Here is a 19382-nt window from a genome sequence, read left to right as displayed (position 1 = left end):
CGCTCAGTGCTCTAGTTTGAGAATCTTCAGGGATTGAGCGCGGTCGAAATCCAACCCAGAATACAGAATCGCTTTTCTCCGAAGAATCAACTCTGCCTTACCTCAGGGGAATCAAACTCTAAAACTCAGAGGAATCGATTGAGTGATAGATATGTCAATAGAATCACAAATTGAAATTATCAAATCTGCGATCGGCACACTCGAACTTCCCCCTAACCATTCCATTCGACAAGACCTAGAACTCATCTGTCAACGCGACTCCGACAATCTCCGAATCGCCGTCTTCGCCCCCTTCAATTACGGCAAATCTACTTTATTGAACGCAATCTTGGGTGAACGCGCTTTACCAATTGACCTGATTCCAACCACAGGCGCAGCAATTCGAGTCCAATACGGTGAGACGCTACAAACCACGATTCAATTTAACGACGATCGCACGATTACCGAAACCGGAACTGACCTTCTCAAGCAGTTTGCCATTTTAGATAACGATCGGCGGATGCGCGAAGATGTCAAATCTGTTGAACTATTCTGTCCCCATCCTTTTCTCAAAACTGGGATTGAATTCATTGATCTACCTGGAACCGACGATCGCGAAGCTCAAGATACTTTAGTCAAAAATCAACTCCTGAGCACAGATGTCATCATTCAAGTGCTCGATGGTCGGAAGCTAATGACCTTGGGAGAGCGGGAACAGCTTCGAGATTGGTTACTCGATCGCGGTATTACAACCGTCATTTTCGTCGTCAATTTCCTGAATCTGCTTGACCCTGATGATCAAAAGCAAGTTTATACACGCCTCAGATTTGTAGCAGAAAGTTTTCGATCGCACTTACCGCCCGGAATCAGTAATCTCTATCGAGTCGATGCACTCCCAGCGCTACGCGCTCGGTTGAAAGGTGAAAGTTCTGCCGCACAAGCATCAGGATTGCCGATTTTTGAATCTGCATTACAAACGATCGCCGCTCATTTCCAAAATTCACGCACCACTCAGACGGCACGAATTCAAGCGATCGCGGTTCAAATCAAACAACAACTCCAGCAGAAAATTAGCGATCTAGAATCGGAAATTCGTACTGAAACAGAAACGCTCAATCAACGATTTCAAATTCAGCAAAAAGCACAAGGATTGATTCAAAAAGGCTTTGAATCGAGCTTACAAGAATTCCGCGATTGGTTAACTCTCGATCGACTGCTCTCGCGATACCAGCTCGAAGCAAGCCTCGCCTTGCAGACTCAAACTTTTAGAAGCTGGGAAACTGGAGCCTTTAAGCGAAGCGCGATCGACTACCAGCAAGAACTCGTGAAATGGGTACATCAAGCTTGCGAATTCTTTGATCAACCTCGCCCAAAACAACTTGTCCTCACATTTCCACCGATCAAGCAAGAACTCGTTGAGATCCAGGAATCGGGTGACGACTCTTCCACTCTCGATTTGCTATTTGGTCGGAAGATCGCCTCTGTAATGCGAGAAAGTGCCTCATTTTTATTCGATGATCAACCGATGAAAAGACCTAATCCGCAGCACTTATTAGAAGCCTATCAAGAACTCATCCAAACCTATTTCACGCATTTTAGTCAGTTAAATTTAGCCGCGATCGACCAATACGAACAATCCGCAACCCCTATCTTGCAGTTTGAACTCAAACCCATTGCATCTGAAATCCCAAAACATCATCAGTTGCAACTGTTGCGATCGCAATTCGCTAAGATCTTGGAGACTTCTGAATCGCATCACGAAGGCTAAGGATATCAATAAAGTTATCTGCAACCGCTACTAAGCGATCGTGCGTCATCGATCGCAAAGAAATCACTTCAACCTTTGTCCCTACATGCGAAACAGCATTCACCGCATAGGCTAAATCTCCATCACCACTGATCAAGATCTCCGTATCGCAATCCTGTGCAAAGCGCATCATATCGACCGCAATCTCAACATTCATACTACTGACGCGCTTCGACCCTGATGGATTCAGAACAACATCTTTCGTCACCACACGGTAGCCATTTCGCCGCATCCAAGTGAGAAATGCATGTTGGCGGAGATTGCTCGGATCAACCCCCGTATAGAAAAACGCATAGATTAAAGTACTTTGCTGCTGAAGATAGTTCAACAATTTTGCATAATCAATTTCAACTCCCATTTGTGATGCTGCATAGAATAAATTTGCACCATCAATAAACAGCATCAATCGACCTCGATGCAAATGGATTGGGGCATCTGTTTCGTCGAATTCTTCAGGAAAAAGTAGCGGTAACTGTTCAGAGGAATTTTCCGGGGCTTGGGGAAGGGATGATTCCACACCGTCCGGTTCTCGTACTAACTGGATCATGAATCGCGTTCAGCAGATAATTTCCCCTAAGGCAAAATAATGTCTTATTTTGCATCAGGTGAGCTGTTCATATCAAAGGACTTGCCCAGGCAGATGCCGGCGGCACTCAGAGTTCAGAAAGCTTGGGTTTTGCTAGGAGACCGATTTGGAACCCTAATAGTATTCGTATTCAGAGCATCATGTTTCGTCGCAAATTCCGCCGCAGTTTGTTAGAAAGTTTAAGAAAACTGCTTTACATTCTGCAATAAATTAATTTTTTAGGGTCGAAGTTTAATTGTGCTGCGATCGCGCTTTCGCTGATAGTCATGCACTTGCTGCTTTGCTCCACCGCGATCGTACCGTTCTGCATCGCGAATAATACCGTCGCCTGATTCGCCTGAAATCGTCTTGTTATTTCTGCCAAAGGGGCATCCATGTTCCATCTGATCTACCTCCGAGCAACTAGGTTTGGAGGCTCTCTTATAGAATTGAAGCCTTTTTTATCCATGACATTTGAATCTTAAAACATTATAAAGAATTTTGCAAAACTCGCTTACTCTTCACATTTGGTTTATTTCTGAACTAAGAAGAATAAATGTAACGAATCGTGTTTCGTGCCTTCATAATCTCCTGCAATCTTGGAAAGCACGGTAAAACCTAAAGATAGTCTTGAATTTTCCAGCAGGTGACGCAGCGTAGGGTATTGCTCCTGATTCGCACACTGGCTAGGTCGAAGCCAAAATACCCCACGCTCCTCACCGAAACTGATTGTGATATGGAAGCTGGAATTCGAGCTTAGTTTATACAATTCACCATAATTTTTATGCAACTTGTGCCACGTGCAAACCGTCGGGCATCTTCACCCAAACCGGAAGATGGTTACGACTCAGGCGATTTATTCTCGCCGTCTGGTTCAAAGGATTCGCTCAGCAGCGATCGGGTTGGAATTTTTATTGATGGCTCGAATCTTTTTTATGCTGCAATGCAGCTTGGATTAGAGATCGATTACTCGAAGTTATTGAAATATCTAGCAGGCGGGAGAAGGCTGTTACGCGCTTATTTTTACACGGGAGTCGATCCGGGGAATGAGAAGCAGCAAGGCTTTCTGTTGTGGATGCGTCGCCATGGGTATCGAGTGGTGACGAAAGACTTGATTCAACACCCAGATGGATCGAAACATGCCAATTTAGATGTTGAAATCGCAGTCGATATGCTGGAATTGGCGCAGTACTGCAACACAATGGTTTTGCTCAGTGGAGATGGAGATCTAACCTATGTCGTGAATAGTGTCTCGTATCGGGGTGTGCAGGTTGAAGTTGTAAGTTTGCAGTCGATGACGAGCGATAGTTTGGTCAATATTGCCGATCGCTATGTCGATCTTGCTAAGATTAAGCCTTTGATTCAGCGCGATGAGATGAGCGATCGAGTTCAGGTTGCGACTTAATTCACACAGCACAATATACAAAAGACATACAAAAGGGGTGTAGCAATGTAGCACCCCCGATTACTGACCCATATTGTTCTTCTACACTGTATGTAAGAGTACGGTGATATTACATTAGTCCAAAGAGAGATTAATTTGCAGCGATTTCTCTCTATCGTTAAAGTGGATTTTTGATTCATTTGCTAGGTTTATCACTAGTGCCTGGAAATCCTGGAAATGAGACGAACTATTTTGAACTCGAAGAGAGCAATGTGGCTGATCCTTGCTTTTTTCTTATCCGCGATCGCGGTTACGCTTCCAGTAATGCTGCCTCAATTCCAACGCGCCGTTCAGCCCATTGATCGACTTTATGTATTTGGCGATAGTCTTTCAGATGTCGGGAATGTGTTTCGGGCAACGAACGGTGCAGTGCCAGCCCCACCGTACTATCAGGGTCGGCATTCTAACGGAAAGGTTTGGGTTGAAGAGCTAGCCGACAAGTTAAATTTAAGTGCCGATCGTGTTGGCAATTTTGCTTGGGGCGGAGCAACCACCGGAGAAGTGGGGATGAATCAGGTTCCAGGCATACTCGCTCAAGTTCAAGCTTTTCTCAAAAACCTGCCCAGACTTAACCCGCAAGCTTTGTTTGTCGTTTGGGCAGGTTCAAATGATTATCTCTTTAGTACAGAAACGCCGACTGTTTCGATTGATAATCTCAACGAATCGCTGCAATTACTTTTAAACCAAGGTGCAAAACGATTATTGGTTGCGAATTTACCAGATCTAGGAAAGCTGCCTGCAACACGCCAGCAAGAGAACGCTCAGAAGTTGACCAACTTTGCGATCGCATATAATCAAGCACTCAAAGTAACGCTTGAAAAGCTCGAACAACCAGGTCTAGCCATCTCCGAACTCGATGTATTTCATATCTATCAAACTGCATTGAACGATCCAAACCAGTATGGCTTTACGAATGTGACGAATGCCTGTTTAGAGACTGCGACAAACTGCGATCGCTTTCTATTTTGGGACGGAATCCATCCGACTGCTACCGCACATAAAGTACTTGGAGCTTTAGCATTTGAGCAAGTGCAACGTGAAATTGTCGATCAAAGCGCCCGAACTTGATGTATTACCCGAACTTGATTTTCTACAGAGATGCATCATAATCGAAGTAGAGTCACTTAAATCTATGTCTCCCGCTTCAGTTCCAGCCTGTACTGGCTGTGTTAAGGTTCTCAATGATCAACAATCTGTGATTCAGCATCAAGAATCACCCGAGCATGGTTGTGCTTCCGTCGCTCCCAAGCAACAGAAACTTTGTACAACCATTGAAAACGGTCGTGTTGTGGTGCGCCCGATTGAGCCACCGCAGGACTCAATCCGACCCACAGATTAAAGCGGTTCGGAATCATGAAAGTGCGCGTAATCGATAACCCGATGTCCATCCGGTGTTTTATGGACAATATCAACAAACCGATGATTCCATAGAATCTCTTGGGGCACGTAGCTATGTCGATCGTGCAGCACTTGAGTCACTGTTTCATCAATGCCGCTTAAGTTAACTTGGATGACACAATTGCTTTCAATCATCTCTTCAGGCGTTATGCCATAAAGCGGGCTGAATTGATCAATAGGATGCAGCACAAGCCAAGTCAGCGCAAATCCGGGCGTTTGACTTCGTACTAACGCTAAGTCATGAATTCGCCGGATATGTTGTCCCTCTGCGGTCTCTTCATCTCGGAAAAGATAGGCCCGCATCTGGGCTTCTAAGATCAGATTGCGCCGTTTATTAGCAGCGCGAAAGCTTAAAGTTGGAACACCTTCATGCGGTGTAATCACCGCAATCTTGCTAAACACAACTCGTGCCGTAGAGCGAGAAAAGCGAGCAAAAGCAAGTCCAGCGAGAATGGCGATCGCAAGCAAACCGCTGATTGCTTCGATCGTGACTAACGTATTCGAGTAAAACGTTTGGGGATACATTGCTCCATACCCAATGGAAGCAAAGGTTTGCACACTGAAGAAGAAGTAATCCCAAAATGCTCCCGGTGTCGCATTGGCAACGCTATCTCCGCCGAGCATATAGAGTAGAGCGAATCCAACATTAATACCCAGATAGATCACGAAAATGAAGGCAGCAACTCCAGTCCAAGGTAGCGTTAAGACCAAATGATAAGGATCACGCCAATAGGAGAACCAGGTATTCATGCCCTCAATTTGAAACCGCCCATTTTCAACATGGATTTTGACTTGATGAGAGCGTCGAGTTCGAGATTTCATAGCTCGCTAGAACAGTATCAATCAAAGGATTATAAGCTGATCGAGGTTAAGCCAGTTTCGACTTCCTTTTGATTGATTAAAAATCAGAGAAACTGTATTGTTTCCTGTTTGCAGCGCGACATTAGGAAGCGTGACTGTACTCCAAACTGCCCAATCTCCAGTTCCCGGAAAGAGTTGAGTATTCACGATCGCTCTGCCATTGACAAAGATGAATCGCGCGGCATTTCCTGCTGCTGCGGCATAGCGAAAAATCAAATCGAATCGTCCAGCGCTCGGCAAGGTGAAATTGAAATCCACCCATTGTCCATCTCGATTCCAGCCTGCGACATAACCTCCTGCTTCATAGCCTGCATACACTGCTTCTAGCGCTAAATCGTGCAAGGTAGCCGTTTCGGCTTGCAAGACAATCGGGGTACGGCTGGCGACGATCGACGCATTCAAAGCATCCATGGCTGCACTTTGTCGAGCCGCATCGGCTTGATCAAATTTCTGTGCCCAACATAAGCCAAATTGATTCCTAGGATTGCGCGCTTCTGCCCAGATTGAATCGGCATTGCGCAGAATGAAATCGCGATAAGTCAGCTTGTGAATGGTTCGATACAGATCAGAAAGATTGCGAATGAAGATACCTTTGAATTGAGGTCCATCTAATCCACAATTGGGTTCACAAGGTTCTTTAAGTACGCCATTTGGTGCAAGGTTTTGAATCGCAGCATCCGCGATCGCTTCCGCAGTTTTTAGTAATGCTCGATTGTTCGTACATTGATATAAATCAATCAACCCGCCTAAGATTACACCTTGGTTATAAGTCCAAGTCGGCTGACCATTGTTCTGACATTGAGCATTCAGCCCATCATTAATCAAGTGGCGAGCGTTGATCATGCCCGTTTTACTAAACCAAGTCCAAGTGCGCTGTGCCCAGTCGAGATATCTTTGATCGCGCGTTCTCAGGAACAATCGAGCCGCGATCGATAGGAATAATTCGTTGGAAATCGCATTCTTATATTTATGTTCTTTATTCCACCAAATTCCGCCACCGCAGGTGTTATCCCATCCTTTCGTCATGTCTGTAAAGATCACGCGCGCTGCCTCTAGATAGCGGACTTCCCCAGTTAGGTCAAAAGCTTTTATCCAAGTCAGCGCCCACCAGCCCTGATCATCATAGAACTCATTTAAGAAACGATTGCGTTTGTTTTTTTCAAATGTATTAAAAATGTTTGTGCGGTAAGTTAGCGAATCTGTAAAGGTGCAGTAATCGATTGTTGTTTCTAAAACATTGGCAGCATTCCACCACCCTGTGGTCTTCCATAATCCGGTTGCAGGATTGTAGAACGTCTGTAACGTCGCCATTCCGGCATCTGCTCGTTCGCGATAAGTTGTAGCACACATGAGTTTCCCCCAATCTCCTACCGTGTGTTATAACGCAATCGCTCTGATTAAAATCAGGAGGAAGGAAGAGGATCATCTATATCCTGCCAAAGCAATTTCAAATACGCCTCATCCTGTTTCGTTCGCAGTACAGTGCTCAAAAAGTGAGTGTTTGCTTTTACCCATGCCGCTAGCCTTCAAGCCCAAACGCAAAAAAAATCGAATCTCGGCTGTGATGATCAGCGCGATCGCGCTTTTGATCCTGGCGGCAGTCGGATATTGGTATGTATTTATCGCAGGTGCGCCCCAGTTAGATACGCCTCCACCTGAAGAAGTTGCCGGGATAAATTTTCAGGTCAAAAGTTTTTATAGTAACGCCATGGCAGAACAGCGACAGTACGGAGTTGTTTTACCTCCGGGTTATGAGAAGCACCCGAAACGACGGTATCCTGTGATTTTTCTGCTGCATGGCGGACATGGAGACGAACGAGATTACTACATCAAAGCCGGGATCACTGCAACACTCAAAAATTTGTACCAAAAGAAATTGCTACCTGCGGCTTTAATGATTATGCCGGATGGGAATGATCAGCGGGGAACAAGCCCATTTTGGGATTCGGATTATTTTGATGGCGCGAATGGGAAGGTGGCAACTTATATTGCAGAGGATTTAGTGAACGAAGTGAAAGTGCAGTTTCGGACGATCGAGGATTCGCACTATTGGGCGATGGGTGGACTTTCTTCGGGAGCTTGGGGCGCGTTTAATATTGGGTTAAGACACTTAGACAAATTTACGATTTTCTTTAGCCATACCGGATACTTTATTGACAAAAGTGGTGCTGAAAATAGTCCTCAACTGTTCGTTACACAGATTTCTCAAGCTGAGCGTCGGAGAATTCGAGCTTATCTAGATGCAGGTGAAGGGGATGAGAAGTATCTAGATGCCACTCGCGATTTTCACAAAGTTCTCGATCGCTTAGGAATCTATAACGAGTTTCGTGTATTTCCTGGTGGACATGGAATTGTTGGACAAGATGTCGGTTGGAACTATTGGAGAAAGCATCTCACCGATTCACTCAGTTTTGTTGGACGACAGTTTCAGCACATCCATACGCAAAAAAAACATCAACACTTTTAATCTCATGCAGCAGACTTCTTCAGGCTATACAGCCTACTCCAGCAATGTCGATCGTAAGACGCGCATCGGCATTTGGTCAGCCGGGATTTTGACGGGTGTGATGGGATTGGTGAATTTATGGTCTGCGATCGTGCCGAGCTATCCAGAGCGAACCGCTTGGTTAAAGCATTTTCTTCCGTTTTCGGTGCGGGCTGGAGGACATTTGTTTGCGGCTTTGGCGGGGTTTGTTTTGTTGACCCTAGCTGCAAATCTGTTGCGACGCAAAAAAGTTGCGTGGTATCTCACGGTTGGTTTGCTGATTTTGTCGATTCTGAGCCATTTGATCAAGGGCTTTGATATTGAAGAAGGGATTCTGGCAACGGTTCTATTGATTCAGCTATTTGTATTACGCAAAGCTTATACTGCGAAGTCCGATCCTCCGTCGATCGCGCAAGGGATTCGCGCGCTCATTATTGCGATTTTATTTACTTTGGCTTATGGAACGATCGGGTTTTATATTCTCGATGGTTACTTCAATGTCAATGGACAGCCGATTAACTTCAGCTTTCGGGAATCGATTTTACAGACGCTAGCGATGTTCTTTACAGCAGATAATGCGGGATTGGAACCGAGGAGACGCTATGGCGATTTCTTTGCGAATTCGATCTATGCTGTGGGTCTCGTCACGATGACGTATGCGTTGTTAATGTTGTTGCGTCCTGTGTTACTTCGAGGCGATCCCGCAACGTTGCACGATCGTAAAAAAGCGCGTCAAATCATTGATGAGTATGGTCAGACTTCACTCGCTCGGTTATCGTTGCTGCCTGATAAATCGTATTACTTCAGTCCGTCTGGTAAGAGTGTGATTGCTTACGTGGCAAAGGGGCGGGCTGCCATTACGTTAGGAGATCCGATTGGGCATCCTGAAGACTTGCAAGAAGCGATCGTGAGTTTCCGAGAATTTTGCAATCAGAATGATTGGTTTCCCACGTTTTACGAGGTGCTACCTGAGACGTTGCCCATTTATCAATCTTTAGGATATCGCTGGGTGCAGATTGGGGAAGAGGCAATTATTGATTTGCATACGTTTAATCTCAAAGGCAAAGCAAATCAGGACTTTAGAACAGCGATTAATAAGCTCTCGAAATCGGGTTATCGCCTTCAGGTCTATCATCCGCCGATCGCGGATTCATTAATTACGCGATTAAAACCTGTGAGTGATGAATGGTTAAAATCCAAGCAAGGATCAGAAAAGCAGTTCTCGATCGGCTGGTTTAATCCCGACTATTTGAAAGAGTGCCATATTGCGGTAGTTGAAGATGGAAATGGGGAAGCGATCGCGTTTTCTAACTTACTCTCTGGCTACAATCGCAAAGAAGTCACTGTGGATTTGATGCGCCATTTGAATCGAGCTGAGAAAGGCACGATGGATTTTCTATTTGCGGAGATGCTCAAGCATTTTCAGCAGGAAGGGTATGACAGTTTTAATTTTAGTTTGTCGCCTTTAGCGGGAGTGGGAGAGGCTTCGGATGCTCAGCGAGTGGAGAAGGGATTGCATTACTTTTTTGAGCATTTGAATCAGTTTTATAACTTTAAGGGACTGCATCAGTTTAAAGAGAAATTTCGTCCGCGTTGGGAGCCTCGGTATTTAGTATTTCCAAGTCGGAGAATGCTGCCCGATATTGCAGTGGGATTAGTACGGGCAGATTCGGGCGATCGATTGTTGGATTACTTGAAGCCAGGGAGTTAGGGTGTCGCTGCGTGGGGAGTGGGTGTAGCCCCCTAAATCCCCCATTCTGGGGGACTTTGAGAGGTATAGTAATCTCAGATTCGAGAGGAATGTCTCTAACTGAGAGAGGATCGAAGCGCTAATTGTTCTCTGCGTTTAAGAGTTTTTTCAGAGCGGTGGTTCTGGTGCGGGTTTGGGCGCTTTTGCGAATCCGTTGGCTCTTGCGAGTTCCGCCTGCCATTTCATATTCGCGACTATCATTGCCATATTTTGTGGCGACCCCTTGTAGGAGTTGATCGAGCAGGTTGCCCATGTTCTTTTCGAGTTGCTCGATTTCTTGTTTGGCACTGTCGAGTGCGGCAAGGGTGGAGTTGTATTCGTTGAGTTTGGTGTTTAATTCGTCGATCTGTTGTTCGAGGGTGACAACACTGCGATCGCTAGAGACGCTGAAATAGGGATCGATGGCTTTGAGCTTCAAGATTCGCAATTGTCCTTTTTCGAGGATGCGTGAGGTGCGTTGTAAGCGCGGCATGATGAAATGCTCCTTGTCAATCTAGAGGATAGTTTTAGTTTGTCTCTCTAGATCGGATATTCGGTTGAGTGAATCGCGCAAAAGATTATATTAATTTCATAAAGTTTTAATGATAGAGGTCGTGAATTTTCGAGTCGATCTGAGGTGACTCCGTAGCGTTACCGAAAAAATTAACCCGTTCGTCGCGACAGCTAACCCATTTGTGACGAACGGGTTCACATTTACGGCAAATGCTGCGGTTTTCACGGGGAATGAGATCTCATTCGTGACGACAGGGAACCGATTCGTAATGATGACAAACCTGTTTGCGGTGAAGAGGTTAGGTGATACAGCGATCGCGTTAATAGTTGCCGCAAATTTGATTAATTCTGTAATGTTTCGGAAACTGGCACACAGGAGCGGGAGAATTAGTTACAACAAAAATGTAATCTTCTGGCTGTAGCTTATGGATGCTTTGACCTTGACTGGAGCAGCGATCGCGAAAATTGCTTTCGATGAGTTTGTCAAATCTGGAGCGGGAGAGGTTGCCAAGAAAACTGTCGGTGGGACGATCGAGAAATTACAGTCTGTGATTAAGGAAAGGTTTAAAGGGAAGCATCCGAAAGCGGAGGAAGCGATCGACAAAATTGAGAACGAGCGATCGCCTGAAGCTTTGACTAAGCTGTCTGTTTATTTAGAAGATGAAATGGATGATCCGGTTTTTGCTCAAACGTTACAGCAGCTAGCACGTCAGATCACCAATACTCAAAATACTGCGGAGCGCCAGTACATCAATCAAGGGCGAGATCAATTCAACATTGAGAACATTACTGGCAATCCTAAGTTGGGTGGGTCTTAGCTGTGGCGCGGAGATATGACAATCAAGGACGCGATCAATTCAATATTGAGCATGCGCGGGATGTCTATGTTGGTGAAGCTCGATCGAGAAAACGTCCTGATCGAGAAATGACGTGGCTCAAAGCATTTGAAAAAGAAGTTGAGGGTCGATTAGCAACCTCGCTGCACAATCAAATTTTGATTAATCTCGGCAAGCAGGCACAACCAGAACAGGTGCATCGGCTCTGGGATATGGAGATCAAGAGCGGACAGATCACCGAAACGATCTCGCCGGAGATGCCGATCGTAGAAGTCTTCGATCGTCCGACGATTGCGGGCAAGTTGTTGATCTTAGGAAAACCAGGAGCGGGGAAAACAACAACGTTATTAGAGCTTGCAAGAGCGTTAGTTCGGAGAGCGATCGCTGATCCAAGCGAACCGATGCCGTTTTTGTTGAACTTATCGTCTTGGAAAGATCCGAAGCAAAGCATTCGAGATTGGGCAACTAGAAAACTGATAAGGGGTTGGGGTTCTGCCAGGATAAGTTCTGATCTAAGTGAACGATGGCTAGAAGCTCAGAAGTTTTTGCCATTGTTTGATGGGCTTGATGAAGTTGAACCCGAACTTCAACCTGTCTGTATACAGGCAATTAACGAATTTCTCAACAGTGCATATTGCCCTACTCACATTGTTGTATGTAGTCGCCAAGAGGAATATGAACTACATCCTGACAAACTGAATCTTAACGGTGCAATTCATCTGCAAGAACTGAATGACGAACAAATTGAAAGCTATTTAATAAAAATCGAACGTCCTGCTCTTTGGCAGGTTTTAAATGCAGATGTAGAACTGCGTAAACTCGTTCGCCAACCCTTACTATTAAGCATTACTTTGATAGCGTACCGTAATGAGATTACTCAAAGTTGGGAATCGCTACGTTCTACGCAAGAACGAGTTAAGTTCTTGCTTGATTCTTATGTTGACACAATGGTAAGCAAACGTATCAATAGCCAAATGTTTGATTTAGGGAGAGAACCTTCTACCAGACAAATGAAATCATGGATAGCTTTTTTAGCACAAGACATGGCAGAAGAGTCGCAAACTGAATTTTTGATTGAAGAGATTCAGCCTTATAGGCTTAAGAAAAAGACACAGCAATGGCAATACTGGTTAACTCTTTTTGTAGTCGCTTCTTTATGTAGCGGGCTTATTATTATGATTAGCCTTCTACCCTATTCACAATCACCTAATTATGTCAAAAACTTATCCAGTATTCAGAATGTTCTATTATTTAGCTCATTAATTGGATTTATCGCTTCAACTGAATCTAAAGCTGATGCAGCGAGGTTAATTATTTCCCCTATTGTTGTTCTTTTTTGCCTGTTATTCAATCGTAACCTTCTACTGAAGTCTCCGAAACATCTTCCTGTTTTGCACTCTATCGATTTATCATCTAGACTACGTATAGCAATTCCTTCAATTCAGACAGTTATAGAAGACTGCATTGAGCCACTGAAATGGCAGTCAAGATTACTTTCAATATTCTTTTTCACACCATTAACGCCAATCATTACTCTGACACACGTTTTACTTATACTTACATCTTATCTACTAAACTTTAGAAGATTCAACAGAATTTTGAGAATAAACCTTAGAAAAGTCAACCATAAAGTTGAGCTTATCCTTAGGGAAAGCTCTGATTCTCCTTACACACACCATTTTTTTCTAATAGGATTAGCACTAGGATATCTGCTGCTGCTTAGATCTAGAGGCAATCAAGCAATAAATAAATTTTTTGATTTGGTTAGAATACCGCTTGGCTTCCTGTTCTTTCTTCTATTCCTTCCGATTAGTTTTATCTCTCTACTTTTCTCAGAATCCATTGAAAAGGCAGATGTTCCTAACCAAGGAGTACGTGAAAGATTGAAGATAGCAATATTCTTTGCTTTTCTTCAATCTATCTACCTCTATTTTCTTTTCGCTTTCAAGGGGATGCACCCCCAATGGACTTATTTTACTTCTCTGCTAGTAGTCTGTCTCTTTATCTTCACATCTTTACCATTGATTAAGCACTTTACTCTTCGTTTAGTACTATGGTTTAATCGGCTTGCACCTTGGAACTACGCCCGCTTTCTCAACTATGCTACAGAGCGAATGTTCCTCCAGCGCATCGGCGGTCGCTATCGCTTCATCCACAAACTCTTACAAGACCACTTCGCCGCCATGAGCGATTTGTAATGATAAAAGCCATTCGATCCTAGATAAAATGAGAGAACAGTTCAGGCTGAAATATCAATTATGCAAGTGAAAGACTTAACCACTGACGAACTGAAAGCCTTGATTCGAGAAACCATTGAAGAGATCTTAGAAGAATATCTGGAAGACCCAGATCAAGGCAAAGCGCTAAGACCCGAAGTGAAACAGCAGTTGCTTGAATCTCGCAAACGTAGAGAGAATGGTGAGCGGGGAATTCCAGCCGAGGAAGTCGCCCAGCGATTTGGTCTAACCTGGCAATGAGCTATACAGTCGAATTTGAACCAAACGCAATCGAAGACCTCGACTGCCTAGATAAAACGATTCGAGAACGCATCCTGACCAAGATTAACTGGCTGTCGAACAATTTTGACCAAATCAAGCCACAAGCCCTGACAGGAGATTTTTCTGATTTCTTCAAATTTAGGGTCGGAGATTATCGAGTGCTATATGATTTCAGCCGAACAGAACAACTCATCACAGTGATTCGGATTAGACATCGTAGTGAAGTCTACTCATAGATTTCATCCGTAAGCACGATTCAATAAATTTCAACCCGATCGCTAACAAGAAATCAATTTAGCGTACAGTGATCAAGGGTTCAGATCCCCTTCCTTGTCCCTAGATTTCTATGTCGATCGATTCCCTACCCGAACAACTCCTAGACTGCGCCAAACGCTCCGGAGCTGAGTGCGCCGAAGTCTTTCAATCCCAATCTCTCTCTCGTCCCGTCTTTTTTGAAGCCAATCGCCTCAAACAACTCGAAAGCACCGAAGCCGAAGGAACCGCCCTGCGACTCTGGAAAGACGGGCGACCCGGCTTAGCCGTCGCTTACGGAGCCGTTGAACCTCAAGCCCTCGTCGATCGCGCGATCGCCATCAGCCAACTCAACGACCCCGAAGAAGTCGAACTCGCTTCAGAATCACACTTGTCTTACCCGGATGTCGGTCAATCCGTTCCCATTGAACAATTAGTCGAATGGGGCAACCTCGCGATCGCACAAATTCGCGATCGCTATCCCGACGTACTCTGTTCCAGCGGCTGGGACTGTGAAGCAGAAACCACACGCCTGATCAACTCCAACGGCTTAGACTGCGGCTACACCGACACCACCCTCAGCGGCTTTCTAGAAGTGGAATGGATCAGAGGCGACGACTTTCTCAATGTCTCAGACGGACAAACCGAACGCAATCAACTCGACCCAATCGCGATCGCCCAACAAGTTTTACAACGCCTAGAGTGGGCAAAAGAAAACACCACCCCTCCGACTGGGCGCGTTCCAATTCTCTTCACCTCAAAAGCGATCGACATGCTTTGGGGCACAGTCCAAGCCGCCTTAAATGGCAAACAAGTGATCGAAGGCGCATCCCCTTGGAGCGATCGCATCGGTAGCCTCGTCACTTCAGAACGCATTACAGTCTCTCAACAGCCCAAAGCAGGCCCATTTAGCTGCCCGTTTGACGACGAAGGAACCCCGACGAGAGCGATTACCTTTATCGATCGCGGTGAACTGCAACTGTTTTACACCGACCTCACAACCGGAAAAAGCTTAGGCAGTGGAACCACCGGAAACGGCTTTCGTTCAGGATTAGGAAGCTATCCAACTCCTGGCTTATTTAACTTGCTCGTAGAACCAGGCAAAAAATCTTTAGACGAGCTAATTGCTTCGATCGACAATGGCTTGATTCTCGACCAAATGCTAGGTGGAGGAGCCGGAATTTCGGGCGAATTCTCCGTCAACGTAGACCTGGGATATCGAATCGAAAAAGGACAAATCGTCGGACGAGTCAAAGACACAATGGTTGCCGGAAGCGTCTATACCGCACTCAAGAATCTCGTTGAACTCGGCAACGATGCAGAATGGAATGGCTCGTGTCATACCTCATCTGCGATCGTTGAAGGACTCTCCTGCACAGGACGCGCTTAACGACAAGCAACTCCTGTATAGGGATCAACCGGAATCGGAGACGAAATCGGGCTACCATAAATCACACTGCCGCAACCCTGACGGTAGGAATTATTGGGATAGGGATTATTAGGATACACCGGATTCAGAATGATCGTGCGAACCTTCGGAGCCACGATCACCGTCCGCGTTGGAAATCCTGGCGAATAATATTTAGGTTGTCCATAGTTGTAGTAGGAATTATCGATCGTACTGCGAATCACAACTCCACTCCCCCCGTAAGGATAGTAGCTACGGCGGAATCCTCGGGGATGTTGCCCAAATGAGGGATGTGTGACAATTGTTACTCCAGAACTAGAAGAGCGAATTCCAAAATCAGCACGCGCTGGCAACACTGGAGCCAGCAAAATTGCACCAGCAACCAATCCAGAAATCAGTCTGTACATAACATCACCAAGCAAATGTAGAGTTTACTGAGGTCGATGCACCGAAGCTGAAACTTTTGCGATCGCATTCCCCGCGATCCAACCCGTCGTCCAAGCGCTCTGAAAATTAAAGCCACCTGTTACCCCATCAATATCTAATACTTCGCCCGCAAAATAAAGCCCTGAGCAGCAACGACTCTCCATTGTTTTAAAGTCAATCTCTTTCAGATTCACTCCCCCGCAAGTCACAAATTCTTCCTTAAAGACTCCTTTGCCCGAAATCTGATAGCTACCCTGCATCAGTTCTTGAATCAATTGATTCAAAGTCTTATTCGAGAGTTCTGCCCAGCGTCGCTCTTTCTGAATGCCTACCGCTTCAGTTAGCCTTTCCCATAGTCGCCGTGGCAGCATGACCGGACAATTTGCCGCGATCGTTTTCTGAGGAATCTGATTCCTCACGGCTGTCAACTCTTGGCGTAACTGGTCTGGATTCTGCTTCGGCAACCAATTGATCGAAAATCTTGCTTGATAGCGAGCATCATGCAATTCCCGCGCTGCCCAAGCCGATAGTTTAAGCACGGCAGGCCCACTGACTCCCCAATGCGTGATCAGCAATGCTCCAGCCTGTTCAAACTTTGCTTCTCCAACTTGTAATCGCAACCGCACCGGATCAACTGAAACACCTGCAAGATCCGTCAAGCGATCGTCTCGAATGTTAAACGTAAACAATGATGGAACCGGATCAATCATTGAATGTCCAAGCGATCGTGCAAATTGATACCCATTTGGATTACTTCCAGTCGCGATCAGCACCCGATCCGCCGTTAACACTTGCTCAGACCGCAGCGTAATCAGGAACTGATCTTCTACTTTTGCAACTGCTTTAACCGGAGATTGCGTATAGATTTTTACTCCTAAATCGGCTGCTTGATTCAACAAGCAATCTGCGATCGTGCGAGCATCATCCGTAATCGGAAAAATCCGCCCATCTGTTTCTGTTTTGAGCTTCACATTGCGATCGGTAAACCACGCGATCGTATGTTTCGGCTGAAACTGTGAAAATGCCCCTCGCAGTGCCTTCCCCCCTCTTGGATAATGCTGCACAAGTAAGGCTGGCTCAAAGCAAGAATGCGTCACATTACAGCGACCACCTCCAGAGATGAGGACTTTTGACAAACAATTCTGTCCAGCTTCGAGCAAAGTCACCTCTGCTCCTGCCTGCGCTGCACAAATCGCCCCAAAAAATCCTGCCGCCCCACCGCCAATCACAACGACTTTCACAACTTTTACCCAACTTAGAATCTTGATCTTAGCGAGATCTTTCGCGATTAAGATTTTAGAGGTAATTTGTTTATAATCTATGCAAACTCAACATCGAGAAAGCACGATCGCACGGTTACGATCGCTAACGCATCTCCTAGACAATGCCCTACCAATTCCTGGAACGAAGTATCGCGTCGGCATCGATCCTTTGATTGGATTACTTCCAGGCGGAGGAGATGTCGCAATGTCACTCGTCTCAGTTTATATCGTTGTAGAAGCGGCGCGTTTGGGCATTCCCCGTGCTTCTCTTGCACGAATGATGTGGAATTTGATTTTAGATGCTCTTTTAGGCATCATTCCGATGGCAGGCGATTTTGTTGATCTTGCTTGGAAAGCGAATTCTAAAAATTTGGCTTTGATTGAAGCCCATTTAGCTCAATCCAGACAGCAAGAAAAAGCAGACTATCTATTTGTTGCTCTATTAGTTGTCGTCTTTTTATCGATCGTGCTTGCACTCAGCGGTTTAACAATCTTTCTGATCGGATCAATTTGGAATGCTATCTTCCGATAAAGGTGCAATAATGATGCGGCTGTTTTTAGATTGTCCCAATGCCACGCTCACCCAGACCTCTCACGCTTGATGCATTAGAACCCACTGAATTCAAGTTTGATCTTCCCGATCCAACGAATGATCACATTGAAGAACTTGAATTTCAGCAAAAAATTGATCAAGCCTGGCTCGTTTGCGATCGCTTCGATTTGCAAACTGATATTTGGCGTGGACGAATTCTCAGAGCCGTTCGCGAACACTACGTACAGCGAAGCTCATCTGAACAACAAAAACCTAGACGCAGCTTTTTAAACTGGTTAAGCGATCGCGAAATTAGTAAAACTCAAGCCTACAGGCTCATCGAGCTTGCAGATAGTGCAGATACTCTCTTAGAAGGCGGACATATTGAACCTGAAGACATCAATCACTTCAGCAAACAAGCCTTTGTAGAAACAGCGCAAGCAGAACCAGAAGTTCAGCAGCTTGTAGGCGATGCCGTCAAACGGGGAGATCGCATTACTCGTCGAGAAGTCCGACAACTCTCAGATGACTGGACAGCGATGAGTTCAGACTTATTACCTGAAGAGATTCGCGAAAAAGTTGTCGATCAAACTATCCCGACTCGGTATGTTGCACCTTTAGTGAAACATTTAGAAAAGCTTCCCGAAGCCCATCAATCATCAATCCGCCAAGCGATCGCGGAACAGCCAGATCTCGACACCTTAAAGCAAGCCACTGGAGAAGCCAGATCTTTGTCTCGCTATCTTGAAGCAGCCCCACAAGTTCAAGCATTAAACGACGAATCGATCGACATTGAAAATGCTTTAGATGAAGCAATGCGACTCGGTTGTTTGAATTCTGCCGCAGAACTCGTAAATCAAGCTGCACAATTAGAAACTGCGATCGTCAAACTCTACACAACTTGGAAACGAGTTAATTCTCTATCTGGGAAGCTCTACGAAGATACAGGCGCTAGCACCCCCCATCTAAGAGCAATGTTGAAATCTTTAGAACGGCTCTCAAGTGATTCACTAGAGTTTTACTTCGGCGATCCAAGAGGCGATAATTTCTCTCATACGATTCGCGTGAAGCTAGAGGACGATCGCGAAACCAGTATCGACTAACAACTTCGCAACACACTAGCTATCCAAAAAATAATTTGAGTGCGACTTAACGATTTTTCGATCGCACTCAAATGAATGCATATTGAAGAAACAAGAATTTTTTTGAAGACTTAAGTCAAAAAGCTCTCTAAACAAAACGTTAGAGAGCTTTCTTTCTAATGATACCCTGGCGGTTAGCTATTTTGACAGGAGGCTACCCTCCAACTATCGTCGCCGCAAATGCGTTTCACCACTCAGTTCGGGATGGATGAGTGTGGGTCCACATCGCCATCACCACCAGGAAA

At 45.3% G+C, this 19382-nt stretch carries 20 protein-coding genes and 1 rRNA gene; 13 read left to right on the top strand and 8 right to left on the bottom strand.

Going from position 1 to position 19382, the window contains the following annotated elements:
• The first annotated feature begins 151 nt into the window (after positions 1–151).
• Positions 152–1747, top strand: coding sequence for a dynamin family protein (locus J0L70_RS29520; protein ID WP_287456946.1), 1596 nt, complete (start codon positions 152–154; stop codon positions 1745–1747).
• Here J0L70_RS29520 and J0L70_RS29515 read toward each other — a convergent pair.
• Together J0L70_RS29515 and J0L70_RS29510 are read right to left on the bottom strand one after the other, a co-directional pair.
• Entirely contained in the window at positions 1707–2333 is a 627-nt protein-coding gene (locus J0L70_RS29515; protein WP_017289173.1) for a LabA-like NYN domain-containing protein, read from the bottom strand. The two genes, J0L70_RS29520 and J0L70_RS29515, sit on opposite strands and share 41 nt — an antisense overlap.
• A 257-nt stretch (positions 2334–2590) precedes the next feature.
• Entirely contained in the window at positions 2591–2755 is a 165-nt protein-coding gene (locus tag J0L70_RS29510) for a hypothetical protein (protein WP_287456945.1), read from the bottom strand.
• 380 nt (positions 2756–3135) lie between these two features.
• On the opposite strand from J0L70_RS29510, the gene J0L70_RS29505 reads away from it, so the two are divergent.
• The 3 genes from J0L70_RS29505 to J0L70_RS29495 all read left to right on the top strand — a co-directional run bounded on the left by J0L70_RS29505 (position 3136) and on the right by J0L70_RS29495 (position 5134).
• Positions 3136–3756, top strand: coding sequence for a LabA-like NYN domain-containing protein (locus tag J0L70_RS29505; RefSeq protein WP_287456943.1), 621 nt, complete (start codon positions 3136–3138; stop codon positions 3754–3756).
• A gap of 249 nt (positions 3757–4005) precedes the next feature.
• Positions 4006–4863, top strand: a complete 858-nt coding sequence (locus J0L70_RS29500) for an SGNH/GDSL hydrolase family protein (protein WP_287456942.1) — start codon at positions 4006–4008, stop codon at positions 4861–4863.
• 64 nt (positions 4864–4927) lie between these two features.
• Positions 4928–5134: a hypothetical protein gene (locus J0L70_RS29495; RefSeq protein WP_017289169.1), complete on the top strand. Its 207-nt coding sequence runs from the start codon at positions 4928–4930 to the stop codon at positions 5132–5134.
• Here the strand turns inward: J0L70_RS29495 and J0L70_RS29490 are convergent.
• Positions 5131–6015, bottom strand: a complete 885-nt coding sequence (locus J0L70_RS29490) for an ion channel (RefSeq protein WP_017289168.1) — start codon at positions 6013–6015, stop codon at positions 5131–5133. The two genes, J0L70_RS29495 and J0L70_RS29490, sit on opposite strands and share 4 nt — an antisense overlap.
• A gap of 21 nt (positions 6016–6036) precedes the next feature.
• Positions 6037–7404: a glycoside hydrolase family 76 protein gene (locus J0L70_RS29485; RefSeq protein ID WP_190652650.1), complete on the bottom strand. Its 1368-nt coding sequence runs from the start codon at positions 7402–7404 to the stop codon at positions 6037–6039.
• Between the two features lie 163 nt (positions 7405–7567).
• Here J0L70_RS29485 and J0L70_RS29480 point away from each other — a divergent pair, with 163 nt between their 5' ends.
• Both J0L70_RS29480 and J0L70_RS29475 read left to right on the top strand, forming a co-directional pair.
• A complete protein-coding gene (locus tag J0L70_RS29480) occupies positions 7568–8521 on the top strand; it encodes an alpha/beta hydrolase (protein WP_287456941.1) in 954 nt (317 codons plus the stop codon).
• 4 nt (positions 8522–8525) lie between these two features.
• A complete protein-coding gene (locus J0L70_RS29475) occupies positions 8526–10250 on the top strand; it encodes a phosphatidylglycerol lysyltransferase domain-containing protein (RefSeq protein ID WP_017289165.1) in 1725 nt (574 codons plus the stop codon).
• A gap of 118 nt (positions 10251–10368) precedes the next feature.
• Here J0L70_RS29475 and J0L70_RS29470 read toward each other — a convergent pair whose 3' ends face one another.
• Positions 10369–10761 carry a hypothetical protein gene (locus tag J0L70_RS29470; protein ID WP_190652648.1) on the bottom strand — a complete coding sequence of 131 codons (393 nt, stop codon included), beginning with the start codon at positions 10759–10761 and terminating at the stop codon, positions 10369–10371.
• Between the two features lie 445 nt (positions 10762–11206).
• On the opposite strand from J0L70_RS29470, the gene J0L70_RS29465 reads away from it, so the two are divergent.
• The 5 genes from J0L70_RS29465 to J0L70_RS29445 all read left to right on the top strand — a co-directional run bounded on the left by J0L70_RS29465 (position 11207) and on the right by J0L70_RS29445 (position 15757).
• Positions 11207–11599 (top strand): hypothetical protein, encoded by a 393-nt coding sequence (locus J0L70_RS29465; RefSeq protein ID WP_190652647.1) that lies wholly within the window; start codon positions 11207–11209, stop codon positions 11597–11599.
• A gap of 2 nt (positions 11600–11601) precedes the next feature.
• Entirely contained in the window at positions 11602–13815 is a 2214-nt protein-coding gene (locus J0L70_RS29460) for an NACHT domain-containing protein (protein ID WP_190652646.1), read from the top strand.
• A 60-nt stretch (positions 13816–13875) separates the two neighbouring features.
• Positions 13876–14094, top strand: a complete 219-nt coding sequence (locus J0L70_RS29455; protein WP_190652645.1) for a hypothetical protein — start codon at positions 13876–13878, stop codon at positions 14092–14094.
• Positions 14091–14351 carry a type II toxin-antitoxin system RelE family toxin gene (locus J0L70_RS29450; RefSeq protein ID WP_190652644.1) on the top strand — a complete coding sequence of 87 codons (261 nt, stop codon included), beginning with the start codon at positions 14091–14093 and terminating at the stop codon, positions 14349–14351. The genes J0L70_RS29455 and J0L70_RS29450 overlap by 4 nt, the downstream gene beginning before the upstream one ends.
• 110 nt (positions 14352–14461) lie before the next feature.
• Complete coding sequence (locus tag J0L70_RS29445) at positions 14462–15757, top strand: TldD/PmbA family protein (RefSeq protein WP_287456940.1); 1296 nt, start codon at positions 14462–14464, stop codon at positions 15755–15757.
• Here J0L70_RS29445 and J0L70_RS29440 read toward each other — a convergent pair.
• Both J0L70_RS29440 and J0L70_RS29435 read right to left on the bottom strand, forming a co-directional pair.
• Complete coding sequence (locus J0L70_RS29440) at positions 15754–16182, bottom strand: hypothetical protein (RefSeq protein WP_190652642.1); 429 nt, start codon at positions 16180–16182, stop codon at positions 15754–15756. The two genes, J0L70_RS29445 and J0L70_RS29440, sit on opposite strands and share 4 nt — an antisense overlap.
• 24 nt (positions 16183–16206) lie before the next feature.
• A complete protein-coding gene (locus J0L70_RS29435; protein WP_287456939.1) occupies positions 16207–17442 on the bottom strand; it encodes a BaiN/RdsA family NAD(P)/FAD-dependent oxidoreductase in 1236 nt (411 codons plus the stop codon).
• A 79-nt stretch (positions 17443–17521) separates the two neighbouring features.
• On the opposite strand from J0L70_RS29435, the gene J0L70_RS29430 reads away from it, so the two are divergent.
• Together J0L70_RS29430 and J0L70_RS29425 are read left to right on the top strand one after the other, a co-directional pair.
• On the top strand, positions 17522–17995 hold the full coding sequence (locus J0L70_RS29430; RefSeq protein WP_017289159.1) for a DUF4112 domain-containing protein: 474 nt from the start codon (positions 17522–17524) through the stop codon (positions 17993–17995).
• A gap of 38 nt (positions 17996–18033) precedes the next feature.
• A complete protein-coding gene (locus J0L70_RS29425) occupies positions 18034–19098 on the top strand; it encodes a hypothetical protein (protein ID WP_287456938.1) in 1065 nt (354 codons plus the stop codon).
• Between the two features lie 164 nt (positions 19099–19262).
• Here the strand turns inward: J0L70_RS29425 and rrf are convergent.
• Positions 19263–19379: ribosomal RNA gene (gene rrf / locus J0L70_RS29420) — 5S ribosomal RNA — on the bottom strand.
• Positions 19380–19382 lie beyond the last annotated feature (3 nt).

Source organism: Leptolyngbya sp. UWPOB_LEPTO1 (genome assembly GCF_017302695.1).
Lineage (GTDB): Bacteria > Cyanobacteriota > Cyanobacteriia > Leptolyngbyales > Leptolyngbyaceae > Leptolyngbya > Leptolyngbya boryana.
The sequence above is the reverse complement of the archived record's forward strand: the minus strand, read 5'-3'. Positions and strand labels throughout refer to the sequence as shown.